At 42.3% G+C, this 14,426-nt stretch carries 11 protein-coding genes; 6 read left to right on the top strand and 5 right to left on the bottom strand.

Going from position 1 to position 14,426, the window contains the following annotated elements; translation table 11 throughout:
- Positions 1 to 4: 4 nt before the first annotated feature.
- From L3Q72_RS13185 to L3Q72_RS13175, 3 genes are read right to left on the bottom strand one after another with little or no spacing between them, the layout of a single operon-like run.
- Complete coding sequence (locus L3Q72_RS13185; RefSeq protein WP_275130394.1) at positions 5 to 934, bottom strand: HrgA protein; 930 nt, start codon at positions 932 to 934, stop codon at positions 5 to 7.
- Entirely contained in the window at positions 934 to 2,253 is a 1,320-nt protein-coding gene (locus L3Q72_RS13180) for a restriction endonuclease subunit S (RefSeq protein ID WP_275130393.1), read from the bottom strand. Before L3Q72_RS13180 ends, L3Q72_RS13185 begins: the two co-directional genes overlap by 1 nt.
- Positions 2,243 to 3,946, bottom strand: a complete 1,704-nt coding sequence (locus tag L3Q72_RS13175) for a class I SAM-dependent DNA methyltransferase (RefSeq protein ID WP_275130392.1) — start codon at positions 3,944 to 3,946, stop codon at positions 2,243 to 2,245. Before L3Q72_RS13175 ends, L3Q72_RS13180 begins: the two co-directional genes overlap by 11 nt.
- A 113-nt stretch (positions 3,947 to 4,059) precedes the next feature.
- Between L3Q72_RS13175 and L3Q72_RS13170 the strand changes: the two genes are divergently transcribed.
- From L3Q72_RS13170 to L3Q72_RS13155, 4 genes are all read left to right on the top strand, one after another.
- A complete protein-coding gene (locus L3Q72_RS13170; RefSeq protein WP_275132114.1) occupies positions 4,060 to 4,656 on the top strand; it encodes a tyrosine-type recombinase/integrase in 597 nt (198 codons plus the stop codon).
- Positions 4,657 to 4,722: 66 nt separating this feature from the next.
- Positions 4,723 to 5,046: a hypothetical protein gene (locus L3Q72_RS13165; RefSeq protein WP_275130391.1), complete on the top strand. Its 324-nt coding sequence runs from the start codon at positions 4,723 to 4,725 to the stop codon at positions 5,044 to 5,046.
- A gap of 90 nt (positions 5,047 to 5,136) precedes the next feature.
- Positions 5,137 to 5,598: a hypothetical protein gene (locus L3Q72_RS13160; RefSeq protein WP_275130390.1), complete on the top strand. Its 462-nt coding sequence runs from the start codon at positions 5,137 to 5,139 to the stop codon at positions 5,596 to 5,598.
- The gene (locus tag L3Q72_RS13155; RefSeq protein ID WP_275130389.1) at positions 5,591 to 6,634 is read left to right on the top strand and encodes a serine/threonine-protein kinase; all 1,044 of its coding nucleotides are present in this window, start codon (positions 5,591 to 5,593) and stop codon (positions 6,632 to 6,634) included. Before L3Q72_RS13160 ends, L3Q72_RS13155 begins: the two co-directional genes overlap by 8 nt.
- Positions 6,635 to 7,015: 381 nt before the next feature.
- Here L3Q72_RS13155 and L3Q72_RS13150 read toward each other — a convergent pair whose 3' ends face one another.
- Entirely contained in the window at positions 7,016 to 7,696 is a 681-nt protein-coding gene (locus L3Q72_RS13150; protein ID WP_275130388.1) for a hypothetical protein, read from the bottom strand.
- A 619-nt stretch (positions 7,697 to 8,315) separates the two neighbouring features.
- Between L3Q72_RS13150 and L3Q72_RS13145 the strand changes: the two genes are divergently transcribed.
- Positions 8,316 to 10,658, top strand: coding sequence for a hypothetical protein (locus L3Q72_RS13145; RefSeq protein ID WP_275130387.1), 2,343 nt, complete (start codon positions 8,316 to 8,318; stop codon positions 10,656 to 10,658).
- A gap of 313 nt (positions 10,659 to 10,971) precedes the next feature.
- Positions 10,972 to 11,784, top strand: coding sequence for a hypothetical protein (locus L3Q72_RS13140; protein WP_275130386.1), 813 nt, complete (start codon positions 10,972 to 10,974; stop codon positions 11,782 to 11,784).
- Between the two features lie 161 nt (positions 11,785 to 11,945).
- Here the strand turns inward: L3Q72_RS13140 and ltrA are convergent, their stop codons facing one another.
- Positions 11,946 to 13,418 carry a group II intron reverse transcriptase/maturase gene (gene ltrA / locus L3Q72_RS13135; RefSeq protein ID WP_275130385.1) on the bottom strand — a complete coding sequence of 491 codons (1,473 nt, stop codon included), beginning with the start codon at positions 13,416 to 13,418 and terminating at the stop codon, positions 11,946 to 11,948.
- Positions 13,419 to 14,426: the final 1,008 nt, after the last annotated feature.

The raw sequence follows: 14,426 nt of genomic DNA, 5'->3' as shown, positions 1-14,426 counted from the left end.
TTATCTATTTGTTCCACGCACTTGTTATTAGTCGGCCTGTTTGATTGTAAATGCCCACTTGTTCTATGTAGTGGTGAAAATCTGAATTTTCTAAGACGATGCGGTTTGCAGACTGCCAATCGACACCGTTGCGCTCTTTGGCAGGGATAAGTATTTGGCTGTCAAAAAGAGACTCGGTATCAAGTATCAACACACCTATTCCGTGGAGGCTGCTAAGCATTTGAAGTTCTGCCTCTACATCAGCGTTTAATCCCGTAGCAACTAAATAACCGAAGTTGGCCCAACTAGAATTAGAAACCGCTTGGAAGAAGCATTTACGTACATTTCCCTTGGTGAGGTGCTTCTTGACTTCGAATGACCAGAGACGAGTTGAGCTGTGATTTCCACTGCGCACACAGGTACGGACAATTTCATCCCACTCTTGATCAAGAGGCTCCAGAGCGACAATATCTGGATGTAACCAATGATTACCACCGCTACCATGAGTATTCTTCGACTTTCGCTCATCAATACGTTGGCAAAATAAACCAAGGTCTTTACTGAGATACTCAATTAGCATCGGATACAGATCATGCTCACTGAAGCTTTGCGACACTAACGGGGTATCAACTTCTGGCTCATCAATATCATCATTTGCATCGTCAATAGAAAGAGTTTCTGGATTATCATTCCAGTAATATATTCGTGGACGAGGCTTATCGCGAGTTGCCACATTGGCACATGCTTTTTGAGCCCTTCTGGTACGCTGACCTCCCACTTCCGCTGCTAGTTGTGCGATGAGTTTCTCTTCGGTGTCGTAACGAGGATTCATCTGCTTTTCTGCAATTGCCTCCGGGTAACGAACCATAAACTCTTTTGCGAGATCCCGAGCAGTAAATTTTTTGTCGGGATTCGCTTTCAGCGTTTCGATAATCATTTCTACTCGGGTAGTCATCAACTTACCTCTGTCAATTCGTCGTTTTGTGCTAACTCGATTTCGCCGGAAAGCAATTTAGGAAGCAGGGTATCGCGCACTCCAGATAGCGTTTCATTTTGGTTATGATTCTCTGAAATCTTTTCCATCAAAGGAGTCATTAAGCCATTAAACTTATCCAGCAATTCCTTTGGAGGTAGTAGAACAGGGATTGTTCTTAAGGTCTTCAAAGTCAGATATTGCTGAGTAGTTCCTGCCATTCTTACCTCGAGATAATGCTTCATTTTGTAGCTCTGAAGATGCCAGAAAAACAACCAAACAAGATCTGGTCGCTGCGATGTTTTAAACAATCCAACATTTTTTATCGCAAATTCAACAGGATCGTCATGAACAACAACAACTTCACCAACAGTTCCAATCATAGTTAAGAGAATATCGAGGGTATCAACTTTGCTACGCAGGTTAACTTTTTCAAAGTCATCATCGCTAATTAGGTATGCCGATGAGGTATCTATTTTTCCCTTAGTTATGTGCTTAGAAGTAACAAGATAATGGCCTTCTTCAGCTTTTTTAGGGGAGTCATGCGTGCCATCTTTAACTTCAAACAGATCTTGAGTTACTTTTATTTCCCAACCTTCCGGTATCAGACCTAAGTCGCTTTCAACGAGCTTTTCCGGGAAAAGCGAGGCAGTGGCCTTGTCCATGCCTTCCGTTTGCTCACCATTCATTTTGGCTGTTACCGGATCGAAATCGACAAACCATGACTTGAAGATGGCTTGCGCCATATCTTCTAGAGTTTGGTTGGTTTGGGTGTTGACCGAAATCTTTCGATCTATTTGTTTTAGTACGTTTGATATCTCTTTTTGAATCCTCAAAGGAGGCAGATTCAATTCAAACTTTGAGCAATCAGGAACACGAATATGGCTCACAACAGAACCACTACCCTCATGCATATTGAACTGGTGCTGTAAATCTTTTGATAAAAAGCTATATAACAAAAAGTGAGGATCAATTTTTGATTTGTCCGCTCTGTACTGCATTATTCTTTGACCGAGAAATACCGTGTCGTCAAAATCGACTATACCAACTTCTCCCATCGGAGCTTCTCTTGTAAGCAATACATCATTTCGAAGCACCTTTGCTCGTCGAGTCCATTTTTCGTAAGTATCTTCGGTCACGAATCGGCAATCATCACGAGAAATCTTCCCCCCTTTTATATTTGGGGTTCGGATCATTTTATATGGAGTCTCATACTCGACTCGTGGAGCTGTTTTATTCACACAGTCAACTATTAACTCGCATACTTCTGAGATCTGAACTCTAGGCCAGTTACAGCTCATATCCTAACCCCGCCAGATTCTGTTTAATTTCAGCTTCTAGTTTGGCAGACTCAACAAACTGATCACTTAGCTTCTTTGTAAGTACTGCCATCTTTTCAGCAAAAGGAACTCCATCATCCTCTTCCTCTGCCGCTCCTACGTAACGCCCCGGAGTCAGCACGTAATCGTGCTTAATGATTTCTTCTAGCTTTACTGACTTACAAAATCCAGCCTCGTCCTCATACGCTACAGCATGAACTTCTTCACCTGTCTTCCATGCATGGTATAGGTCAGCCACTTTCTGAATGTCATCACGGGTAAAGTCACGCAGAACACGGTCTTTCATATAACCAAGGTTACGTGCATCGATAAACAGCACTTCACCGTTACGACCACGCAACTTGCGTCCAGCCTTATCAACACGAGGATTCTTGTTCTTGGTCAGGAACCAGATACAGGCAGGGATCTGGGTATTGGTAAATAGTTGCCCCGGAAGTGCCACCATGCATTCGATCAGATCATTTTCGATCAGAGCTTTACGGATCTCGCCTTCATTATTTGTGGTCGAGCTCATAGAGCCATTTGCCAATAGTAGCGCTTGCGAACCATCCGGAGCCAAATGATGAACCATATGCTGCATCCATGCGAAGTTGGCGTTTCCAGCGGGCGGCAGGCCGTATTTCCAGCGAGGGTCGTTATCGTCTACACCCGTATTCCACTCTTTCATGTTGAATGGAGGGTTTGCCATGATGAAATCAGCGCGTAAATCCGGATGCTGGTCATTGGTATAGGTACTAGCTGGCTCTTTACCGAAGTCATAATCCAAACCACGGATTGCCATATTCATCGCGGCTAGCTGCCAAGTGGTGTGGTTATACTCCTGACCGTAGATAGAAATTTTCTGCTTCTGAGTCACCGGATCGAAGTGCTTTTCGTTTGCGTAGCGCTCGATAAACTTCTCTGACTGAACGAAGAAACCACCGGAGCCCATTGCAGGGTCATACACTCGACCTTCGAATGGTTCAATCATCTCAACAATAAGGCTTACGATGGAAGCTGGCGTATAGAACTGACCACCTTTCTTACCCTCTGCCAAAGCGAACTGACCCAACATGTATTCGTAGACATGGCCTAAGATATCTTTACTGTTCAGAGATGCATGGTTAAACGGGATGGTAGCAATCAGGTTAATCAACTCGTTTAACTTGGATTGGTCTATACGAAGTTGGGAGTAGTGCTTGTTCAGAACGCCTTTCAGCTTAGGGTTATCTCGCTCAATTCCTTCCAGTGCGTTGTCGATTAGGTGTCCTACAGAGGTAATGCGCTTGGTTTTTCCCTCGATTTCAAGGTCGGCACCACCGATAACCAGAGGGCCATTGTCTTGCAAGAACTGCCAGCGGGAGCCCACTGGTAACCAGAAAACATTTTTCTCTGTGTAAAAATCGCGTTGTTCGAGTTCGATGTTGATCTCTTCGATCAATTCTTCTTGAGAGTAGTTCTCAGGATCTAAATAGTACTCATGATCTGGATTCGATAGATCTGCCTTGATCTCCTCTTGGCGGATCTGAAATGCATCGGAAACGTATTTAACAAAGATCATACCCAGCACGGCGTGCTTGTATTGTGCGGCATCTAGGGTGGAGCGCAGCTTGTCTGCAGCAGTCCAGAGCTTGTTATCCAGCTCCTTCAGGAATTCTTGTTCTTTCTGGTTCATTTTGCGTAACTTTTTGACGTTCGAATCGGGAAATAATACTCCTAAGTTGGTGAGTTTTCATTGGTTTGTGCCATGGTTTAACTGATTTGTTACGAAAAGAGGGACATATCATGGTGGGTGGATGGAACAAAGGAATGCGAGTCGGGCAGAAGAAGGCGCTTAAGCTGGAAGATATCTGGCGCATCCGCATTCGATTAGAGCTTGAAGAGCGATTGTTTGAGTTGGCACTGTTTAATCTTGCCATTGACTGTAAGCTCAGGGCTTGTGACTTGCTAAACCTGAAAGTACAAGACGTTAGCCGTAGTGGCTGCGTAATGTCTAGAGCCATCGTGCGGCAAAAGAAGACCCATCAAGAAGTTCACTTTGAGATCACGCCAAAGACTCAGCAAACACTGTCACAGTGGATCATTCAAAATACATTGGCACCAGCAGACTATCTGTTTCCTAGCCCGCGACGAGATGGGCAGCCAATCTCATATCATTACTACACCACATTGGTTAACCGTTGGGTGACTGATATCGGTCTAGATAAAACACAATACGGGACACATTCCTTGCGCAGAACCAAGGCTTCCTTGATCTACGCTAAAACCAAGAACTTACGGGCTATCCAGTTGCTTCTTGGTCATGCTAAGCTCGAAAGCACTATTGAATATTTGGGTGTTGAGATAGAGGATGCGCTGACAATTTCTGAGAATTGTGAGACTTAAGGAAGAACAATAAGTTAAAACAGAGCATATTTAATTAGTGGCATACCCATGAAAATAAGGTGAGATATGGAACTGGATAAATTTGTGGCAAAAACCATTAGTATGATCTCAAAAGGAGTTCATGACGCTCAATCTGAATGTTCCGGTTATGGTGCAATTGTTAATGATGCTCCGGGTAGTATGCACAGAGATACTGGGGTATACGGCAGTAATTGTTCTGTATTACAGTCTATTGAGTTTGATGTTGCGATAACGACAGAAGATACATCTAATGGAGAAGGAAAAATATCAGTCATGGGTATCGGTCTAGGAGGTGGTACACAATCAAAAGATACATACACTTCTCGCGTAAAATTCAATGTGCCAGTATCGTTTGCTCAACCCGAGTAATATTTGAAGAAGTTTTGTGTTAGTGGCGTCATATCTGCTACACAAATAATTATTAGTTTAAATAATAAACGTCAGTGACAGGTCGCTTTTATGAACACACTAGGGCTACGAGCCTCCCCAACAGAAGTCACTTTCTGTGTATACAACGCAGAGGAAAAGCAGTTGATTAACGTCGAGGAAATAAAAATACCGAACGCACTTGAGATTCCAGAAAAGCTCAAATACGTACGTGCAACCATACTTGATGTATTGCATGAATATAGTATCGATTTTGCTGGTATCCGACTAACTGAAACTATTGCAAAATCCTCATGCAAAATGCGCATTCAGATTGAAGGTGTTCTGCAAGAGGCTTTTGCTTCAAGTAATCTGACTAAATATTATCAAGGTGGCTTGGCGACAATCGCAGCCAAGGTGAATGAAGATAAAACTCAGCTCAAGCGCCTCATAAACACAAAAGCCATAGACTTTGAACAAGTTGCTGATTGGCAAAGTTTCAACGAGAAAGAACGAGAGGCTATAGTTACCGCTTTGGGAGCAATTTATGCCTAATTACCATGTTGCTGCTGTGCAGTTTGAACCTATTGAGGAAATAGGCCAAGAGGGCAAGAATTCTAGGGTGTTTAAAATTAGAGATAGCGCCTTGAACGCAGAGATGGTTCTCAAGCAAGTCCCAAAAATTAAATTTCAAACTCCAGAACAGTTTTTTGACGAAGCCAGAATGCTATATGCAATACAGCATCCTAATGTTGTTGAAGTAAATTATGCGTGTTTTGACAATGACTTCGTTTATATGACCATGCCTTTTTACTCTAACGGATCTTTAAGTAGGTTCATGAATGGGCGCTTTCTAACGGTACGCGAAATTATTAGATACTCAATTCAGTTTCTAAGTGGGCTTCATCATATACACTCAAATGGGTTACTGCATTTTGACTTGAAGCCGGACAACATAATGCTTTCGGTAAGAAATGAAGCGATGCTCTCAGATTTTGGATTGGCAAAATATATGGATGCATATGGGTTCAATACACCAAGACAAATATACAGCAGTCATACACCTCCTGAACTTATAAATACCAAGTTACTCACTACGACATCTGACATATACCAAGCAGGTCTGACGATTTATCGCATGTGCGTTGGAAGTGATAATTTTAATAGTCAATATGCTAAGTTTGGAACTGGTGCAGATTTCGATCGCGCCCACTTTGAGCAGGAATTAGTAAATGGTATATTCCCTGACCGGAATGTACTCCCAGAACATATTCCGAATAAATTGCACTCAGTAATCAATAGGTGTTTAGCTGTTGATCCGGTTGATAGGTATCAGGCTGTAATAGAGGTTGTGAATGCTCTATCGGATGTAGACGATAGATACTTTGATTGGCAGTATGAGAACTTAGGACATATTCGAAAATGGTCTAAGACTTCAGATACGGGTGTATTACACTGTATAGAGCTAGATGAGAATCAGAAATCAGAGGCTTATAAAGTTAATGGTCAAGGACGCCGTACTAGAACAAGTAAATATACAAAGCCTAAAATCACCACTAGAGAGCTTAACCGCTTCTTTAAAGGTGAATAACTCCCTCATATAGAACCTTTGAGGAAGGAGTTACTTTATGAATAAAAAGGATCGCAACAATAGAAAAGGTTTCGCTAATAGAGCTTCATTAACTTGTCCAAATAAACAAGGACTTAGTTACAAAGAGCGATTAAAGCTGGCCTCAAAAGGAAAGGACTCAAGCGGTATTGATATGAGTGCTCCGATAGACTCATCCGGGTACATGGTCATAAGATGACAGAAGCCGCTCTAGTAGCGGCATTTCTATTTTTTAATGCAATTATTCAACGAGTTATAGAAGTAAAACTTGCCGGAACCGCCGCGTGACACCTTAAACACAAAACGCAACGCATAGTAAAAATGCCATGCGTTGCGAATCACTCTTAAACAACTTGTGAAATGTTACTTTTTCTCGGAACTACCCGAGCTTGAACCTGAATTACCATTTCCTGCACTTGATTGACCACTTGATGCAGGAGTACCCGGAGCCATTTGCATTGTTGGGATATCTGCACTTGCTTCAAAATCACGCCCCGGAGCAGCTTGCATTTTAGGGATGTCGGCACTGTCGGTGACGAAAACAGTTTTAGTCGTAGCTTTTTTATCACTCATGTTATGACTCTCTACATTGCATATTACAAAACCAACTACCAATGATATTGCTAGAATGAAAAACACTCCAGTTATTCTATTCAACATGTGGTTGATTTTTTGATATATGTTAGGTTCTAAGTGAGCGTTAACTATTCCCTTTATATAATAATTTTCGGCTTTAACGAGCTCTTTTGATATTGCATGATTTCCAACAAGATATGCGACTAACGTAGAAACTACAGTAAATAAAAACAAGGCCCATGCTGCTTTTATGCTCCATAAATATGAAGCTGTTTCCAAAGGAACAATGAAACGTATGGCAGTTAGCGATAAAGCTAATCCCGCTGATGACAGTGACAAAATAGCTTTGTCATAGCCCTCACTGTTTGACAGTTGACGCTTAAGAAGATCCTCTCGATATGTATCATGTATCTCTTCACACCGTTTTTGTTCTTCTGGGGTACGTTCATATCTGTTTTCTCGACTCATAACTACCTTGTACATTTAACGCTTTATCAACAGCTTTATGCCGTAGTTCTCACTATGAGTACAGCACCCTATCAAGCCTTTAAGTTCCAGATCTTACTGCAATAAAGGCAAAAAAAACAATGGGCGTTGCTATGGACAGTAGTTGCATAGCTTAATGCACGGGTTAATTTTGTAGATGCTACTGAATAAAAGCTATGACATATTGTACCTAGCAACAGTGGGTTATGTACTTGCTAGTAAGTGACCGCCGAATCCGTTTCACAACACTATAAGCTAGGAGTTGTTATGACTGAGGGGGTTGAAAACACACTTTGGGGCAAAAGCGCTTTAGGTAGTTTGCTCTAACGAGCTTTTGTCCCGATGTGACCCGGAAAGCCCGGAACCTGATCACACCCGAAATCTGGTAGCTCTAGAACAGGTTTGGACATTTTCAACTTACGATGAGAGGCTGATTTATCCCTACGGATAACTTTTAGTATTGTAAAACGCAGTCAGCTCCCACCGCTCACGGTAGTTGAGATGCAAGGAACTCAGATCCCTTGGTAATTGCGAAAGAAAGTGGAATTGAACGCTACTTAGGAGCATACTTTATATTCAATACAAAAGCTTTCTATAACAAATGGATAGATTAACTGTTCTTACGCATCTAGTTACCATACTTACTGCATTTGCAGCATTTACAGTACCAATCGCCCTTGAAGTCCTAAACCGCATTAAAGGGCGGTATGGTTCAGCTTCTTACATGGAAGTTATTGAAGAAATTATGGGTTTCACCATAAGAAGCTTATTTGGTCGATTAATAGCAGCTTTAATCTTCATTATATTCTCTATCCTGATTCTCAACTCAACTGATTCTAAAGTTATCCCTGATAATATAGTCGTGTTAATAGAAGGTGTATTTGCTGTAGCCGCTTCAGTTCTATTACTTCATGAAGTTATCTTTATCAAAACAGTTCTTCTAGCTACTCGTTCTGACAAACTCGTCCTTGACTATCTAATCAGTAAAATCTCAACGCCATCACTGACTGAACAATCCTATAACGATGAAGTAGAGCTGTTAGTGCAAATAGCTCGCTACAACATTGAAAATACGGTTGCTCCCTACAAAGGCTCAATTGAAGAAAGGCTGTTCGTATTAATAGAAGATTCATACAGCGGTAAGTCATCAATTGGCACCCAAACCATTAGAGGCCTGCTTGATGGCTTATCTGTCACTCTGAACTCAACCAGAAACACCCAAAGAAGGGACAGATATATTTCATACCAAAGGGACTACGGACATCACTTAATTCTATTCATCGATAGAAAACTTGGAGGAGCAAGAAGCTCATGGGCAAACAATCACCTATATGAAGAGACTGATAGAGAACTGAACTCAGATAGTCACTGGTTAGCAAAAGCAGACTTCCTCGCTTACGTCAACATATGGGACATTCGAAATCCCAACACGTTAGCTTTCATTGATGGGCATATTTACGACACAATCGAGCTACTTGTACTAAGAAAGCCAGAACTCGTAGCTGAGCTGATCGAGAACTATAGACAGTTCATTCACTATGAAGGGCACTTCCAAGAAGAACTACATAACTTGTCTTCCCTATTCGGTGATTACAACCCAAATCATTTCAATGAGATCTATCGGTTTACTGAGACACACAAGGACAAGTTATCTTGCGACCCACAGAGTTTTTTCAATGAATTTATTCTTTTACTAGATAAATTTGTTCAGGACAAACTTTCATCTTCAAGCCATACCGAAGTAGAGCGTTTAGAGATTCTCAGTAGAGCAACAAAATACGAGGGCGATATGCTCGAAGAGATGATTAAAGAAGTTAGTGCTTTATATGCTCGAAGGACCACTCAGTATGCGATCAGGGCGCTTGCTAGCAAAAGTCTATGGAAATGCATATTAGATTGCCAAGAGAGTTTTAACCCAGCGGCATCAGGGGTTCATATGTTAGGCATAGAACTACTGCCAGTATCTATGAGTTCGATAGTTCAAGAACTCGGTAAATCATATGGCTTTAGACGGTTAGAAGCACAAGAGTTGAATCTTGCATACATCAGAGCTACTCCTTTGTTAGTAATGTATGTACTCTATCGCTGGCGACTACAGAATCTGACAAAAAACGTTCACACCTTCATAGCAAGTACGGACACCAACTTGCACATAGGTGAGCAGACTATTCGTAATGCACAAAGACAACTGGAATCATTAGATAAGGTAATTTACTTTGCTAAGTCCTCCACATATGCAGAGGTATTCTGTTCTTATTTTGGCATTGAACACGAAACTCAGAGATTTAAGAATGCAGTGATACCCATTCTGGAAAAAGCCAAAAAAAATGTTAATGACAAACGCATTAACATGATTGACACTCAAAAACTGAGTGAAGATGTACAGAATCGTTTCATTGAGAACTGTTTCGTATCGCAGAGAGACATTTTCGAAACAAACCCTCTATTGAAATCGTATTCACTAACCTATTACAAACCAGAAGGGTTCCGAGTTTCTTTTCATTCATACAGAAGATTTCAGTTTCTGGACGATACTGATGTTCACCAATCATTTAACCATTATAGATTGCTAGATAAGTTGCATAATGCAATCGCACTTAAGGCTATTAATGAGCGAGGTCTAGATTTAGCAACGCTAGATCTTAACAAGATGGATGATAATGATTTGCTCGTAATATCTCACAAAGACTGGCAAAACATCTACGAGTCAATTGATAAGGATAAATATGGTGATTTAAAGCTACATACGGCATTCTCCAAGAAGCCCCTTGGCAAATACTACATTCACAATACAAAATCTGATCCTCTAGTGACCCTATACCACCCAGTGATTGGAGATACCAACGTAGACCTTTTAGCACTCTATAAGGCGTCCTATGAATTCAATTTCGAAGAAAGCGACGGGCTCGTAAATATAACAGCAAATGTATATATCGACTATTAACTTAAACTGAGTAGTATTGCAGTGACAGTCCAATTGAACAACTTGCTAAGCTTCTAGCCAAAAGAAACACGTAAACTGTAATACGAACTGAAGCCACTCACTCTAAAACGTTCTGGGCTAAAAACGTTTTAAAGTGGTAGCTCTAAGTCGGTTTTGTCCCATAGGGAGCGCTATAGGGTTAGGCCCGACTTTTTCCGCAATTGTGCACAGTATCGTTGATGGATAGCGTATTAAGTTGCCTAATTATCACGTTGACGTGGTTTATGGATGATACTATCTGTAAGATAAAGCTGACAAAGACTAAGATAAGATATTGAATTTAAAAGAGATTGAAAATATGCCTGCAACAATCACGGTAAGTAAAAGTGCGATATTTGAGTTAATAATGGCCGGGTTAGAGGCATACGCGGTAGAGCACGATGCCAACGAAGATATAGCCATAGAAACAGGTGCTCACCTTTGGGGGTACATCAATAAAACCCAACCATTTAAATGTCGGATAGATCACGTATCGGTTGAAACTTCCGCGGAAAGAAAACGTTCATCCGTTGCATTTGCCCCCAAATCTCTTCAGATAAAAAAAGATATCGCGAGCGTCTTCGGTGACCAATACCAATACATTGGCACTGCTCATTCCCACCCCTACTTAAGAGAAGACGCGGTTGATGCCTCCGTGATTCGAAATAGTAAATTGTACGAGCTTTCTAATGCTGATCATAAATGCGAAGTTGGCTTCCCAGAAATAGAGGTTGCAGGGAAATTATATAGTGTCGCTCTTATATTAACCGTTCACTCTATGCTTAGAGCAAATGATAGAAAGGATGGTACGTTTTTCGGTGAGCCACTCGTTGAATTTTCCCTTGGAAACATCAAATTTTGGCTGTATGGCCGAGTATTTGAACACAAAAGCAAGAATTCCCTGAGTGATGACGAACTTCTATCCTTTGAGCGCTATAACTTGGAAATTGAAGACTTCTCTGACGATGAAACTCTTCCCATACCCAAGAGCACAGTTCTAGAAAGTAGCATCGCTTGGGACGCACTATGTTCGGATTTTGGAAGGCTCAAGTTCAAAGACAGTGACTCTGAATACAACTTAGCAGAAGTTGCGGAGCGTCGGTGGTAAGGCACAGCAAAATCTTAAGTGAAGCGCTTTGCTAAGGCGCTTTTGTCGGGTAGACGACACTTGTTACCAAGTGCCGTCCCCCTAAGAACCGTACGTGCAACTTTCACTGCATACGGCTCAAGCCTCCACTAAGGCGTATTATGTTACCCAGCAACCTCTCTCTACAGAGCAGCTAAAACAGGATTAAACCAAGTGTGCCTACCTACTTTCTCTCGCTTACGCTTAGCTAAATAAGCGTCAAATTGAGGATCGTAGGGCGTTGCCGCACTTTTGATTTTCACATGTCTTTTAATTGGAGTATGAGCAATTTGAACAAGATTGAACTGACAATCCATATTCGCTATTTTCTGCCAACCGTGAAACTGCCATTGACCTTTACGATTAATAAAGTATTTCCGTGCTACCCAATGTCTGCTTTTGGTTATATGGCGTCGAATAGCCCACCTCCATAACATCCAGAATATTTTATTGCCTACATAGCCAAAGACTCGTTTAGCAACACAGTGGCGGTAGTAGTTCGCCCATCCTCTCAGCTTTGGATTCATCATTTTGATGAGATCGTTCACTGGGATAGTAGGATGTTTCCTGAGAAGATCCCGCATGTTGCTCAAGAATGACAGCACATTGCTCTTGCTCGGTTTAATAAGCAGTTTATCGTTGTACTTTCTGACGTTGAAGCCAAGAAAGTCAAAACCATCATTAATATGAGTGATATGCGTTTTCTCTTCAGAGAGTGTTAAGCCTCTTTCCTGTAGGAAGCGGATCAATTGTGGTTTGACCTCATCAACGAGCACTTCCTTTGAAGTACCTGTGATGACAAAATCATCTGCGTATCCTATAAAATGGATTCTATCGTCAGTCTTACGGGCTATCGACTTGACCAGCTTTTCCAATCCAGCAAGCGTTAACAGCATAAGCGTCGGGGAGCATATACCCCCCTGAGGCGTTCCCTCTGCCGTTTTATAGAATAATCCTTTATCGATAAATCCATACCCAAGCCATTGCTTCAGCATTCTCTTGTCCGTTTGAATGTTGTCGATTAGCCATTGATGACCAATCTTGTCGAAGCAAGCTTTGATGTCTCCCTCAAGAACCCATCGCCCTGAATTCCTTTTGCTAAGGCAGTTGAAGCACTGTTCGATAGCATCAGCCGTACTACGGTTAGGTCTAAACCCGTAGCTGTTAGGGTCAGCGATTGCCTCGGACACAGGCTCCAGAGCAAGAAGATGTAGAGCTTGTTGCGCTCTGTCTATCATGCAGGGAATGCCTAATGGTCTGAGTTTGCCGTTTTTCTTAGGGATATAGATACGCCTGAGAGGTTTGGCTTTATAGCCTTTCCTGCTCAGTTGATTGACCGCAGCCATACGAAGGGTATCCGTGTTCCAGATGACACCGTCTATTCCGGGTGTTTTGCTGCCTTTGTTTTGTGATACTCGTTTAACAGCAAGCAATTTTGCTGCTCTTGAGTGAGTCAGTATCCATTGCAAAGCTTTTACTTTGCCTTGTTTACCTTCTCTGGTTGCTTTTGCAATGCGCATCTGAAGCTTTAATACGTGCAGCTCAACGGCCTTCCAGTCGATGGATTGCCATTGAGTGCCGCTGGGAGAGGCACTAACTTCATTCGAAGTCATCATTTGCGTTTTCTCCTTGAATAAAGTTCTTCAAATCATCTTGCAACGGGAGACCAGCCGGAAGTGGGCTCACTTTCGCGCCAGACAACTGTCTGTATCTGCATCATTACAATGCCGCATTTGCTTTTTCCAGCCTCCTCTACCTGCATCACTATCGGCTGACAGACAGCTTTCCCAGAAGGAGCGATACAGGCTTACCGTGTTCCGCATGGAACGCAATGTCGGGTTAGATGCCCGCTATAGTGCGGAGGGTTTAGCGATCACGAAAGAGTACGGGACAACCTCTTTCCAGCCCTCATTGCCGTTTGGCAGCAGCGTAAAAACCACTTCCGCTGTTTCTCGAATGACGCACCTTAGGCGGGTTCACTTACATTCATCATACCGACTCCCTAGCACTTACCCGACTTGTGTGGTTGTCAGGAGGAACATCCTCTCACGATTTCTTTCCCGTCCGGTGAACCGGACTTTGTTACATTGTCAGACTCGCTTCTTTATTCAGAGTCATAGGGTCATCTGGTGATACAGATGGTTCACTCTTGCAACGCGGTGAACAGCGTTCCATGCGACTTCACGTCGCACGTCCCGAATAGAGCCAGAACACCTGGCTCCCTCCCTGAACCCGGAATCATACTCCGGAACTGTCCTCGACTCGGGGTGACTTGCAAAACCAGTAGTGCTTGCAGTATGGTTTGCTGGGAGCAGTGGTCAGAAAGCAAAGGCATAGCTATGAAGTCAATAAAGCAAATGACAAAAGCTCGAAATGCGAAAATTGAAAGCATGAAAGCATGAAAGCAATTAAAGCTGCTTACCAGAAGGCTAAGGCTGAAGGAAACATAAAGACCTATCGAATTACGCGAACCTGTTACATAATGGGGTGGATTTAAGTGTAAGCTTAGGTTGCTTTGTTGTTGAATTTAAGGATAGACTAGACGCTATCAATGACAGCGGGACTTTTTCAGTACATTGATGTCTACTCTGATGAGTCGCAGGCCGCGCCGCGATAACCAAAGA

Source organism: Vibrio sp. JC009, from assembly GCF_029016485.1.
Taxonomy (GTDB): Bacteria; Pseudomonadota; Gammaproteobacteria; order Enterobacterales; family Vibrionaceae; genus Vibrio.
This window is presented reverse-complemented; position numbering and strand designations above follow the sequence as displayed.

Bases quoted from the DNA above. Each gene is read 5' to 3' on its own strand.
- L3Q72_RS13155 (WP_275130389.1), top strand. From the start codon at position 5,591: ATGCCTAATTACCATGTTGCTGCTGTGCAGTTTGAACCTATTGAGGAA.
- L3Q72_RS13180 (WP_275130393.1), bottom strand. From the start codon at position 2,253: ATGAGCTGTAACTGGCCTAGAGTTCAGATCTCAGAAGTATGCGAGTTA.
- L3Q72_RS13175 (WP_275130392.1), bottom strand. From the start codon at position 3,946: ATGAACCAGAAAGAACAAGAATTCCTGAAGGAGCTGGATAACAAGCTC.
- L3Q72_RS13160 (WP_275130390.1), top strand. From the start codon at position 5,137: ATGAACACACTAGGGCTACGAGCCTCCCCAACAGAAGTCACTTTCTGT.
- L3Q72_RS13145 (WP_275130387.1), top strand. From the start codon at position 8,316: ATGGATAGATTAACTGTTCTTACGCATCTAGTTACCATACTTACTGCA.
- ltrA (WP_275130385.1), bottom strand. From the start codon at position 13,418: ATGATGACTTCGAATGAAGTTAGTGCCTCTCCCAGCGGCACTCAATGG.
- L3Q72_RS13185 (WP_275130394.1), bottom strand. From the start codon at position 934: ATGACTACCCGAGTAGAAATGATTATCGAAACGCTGAAAGCGAATCCC.
- L3Q72_RS13165 (WP_275130391.1), top strand. From the start codon at position 4,723: ATGGAACTGGATAAATTTGTGGCAAAAACCATTAGTATGATCTCAAAA.
- L3Q72_RS13150 (WP_275130388.1), bottom strand. From the start codon at position 7,696: ATGAGTCGAGAAAACAGATATGAACGTACCCCAGAAGAACAAAAACGG.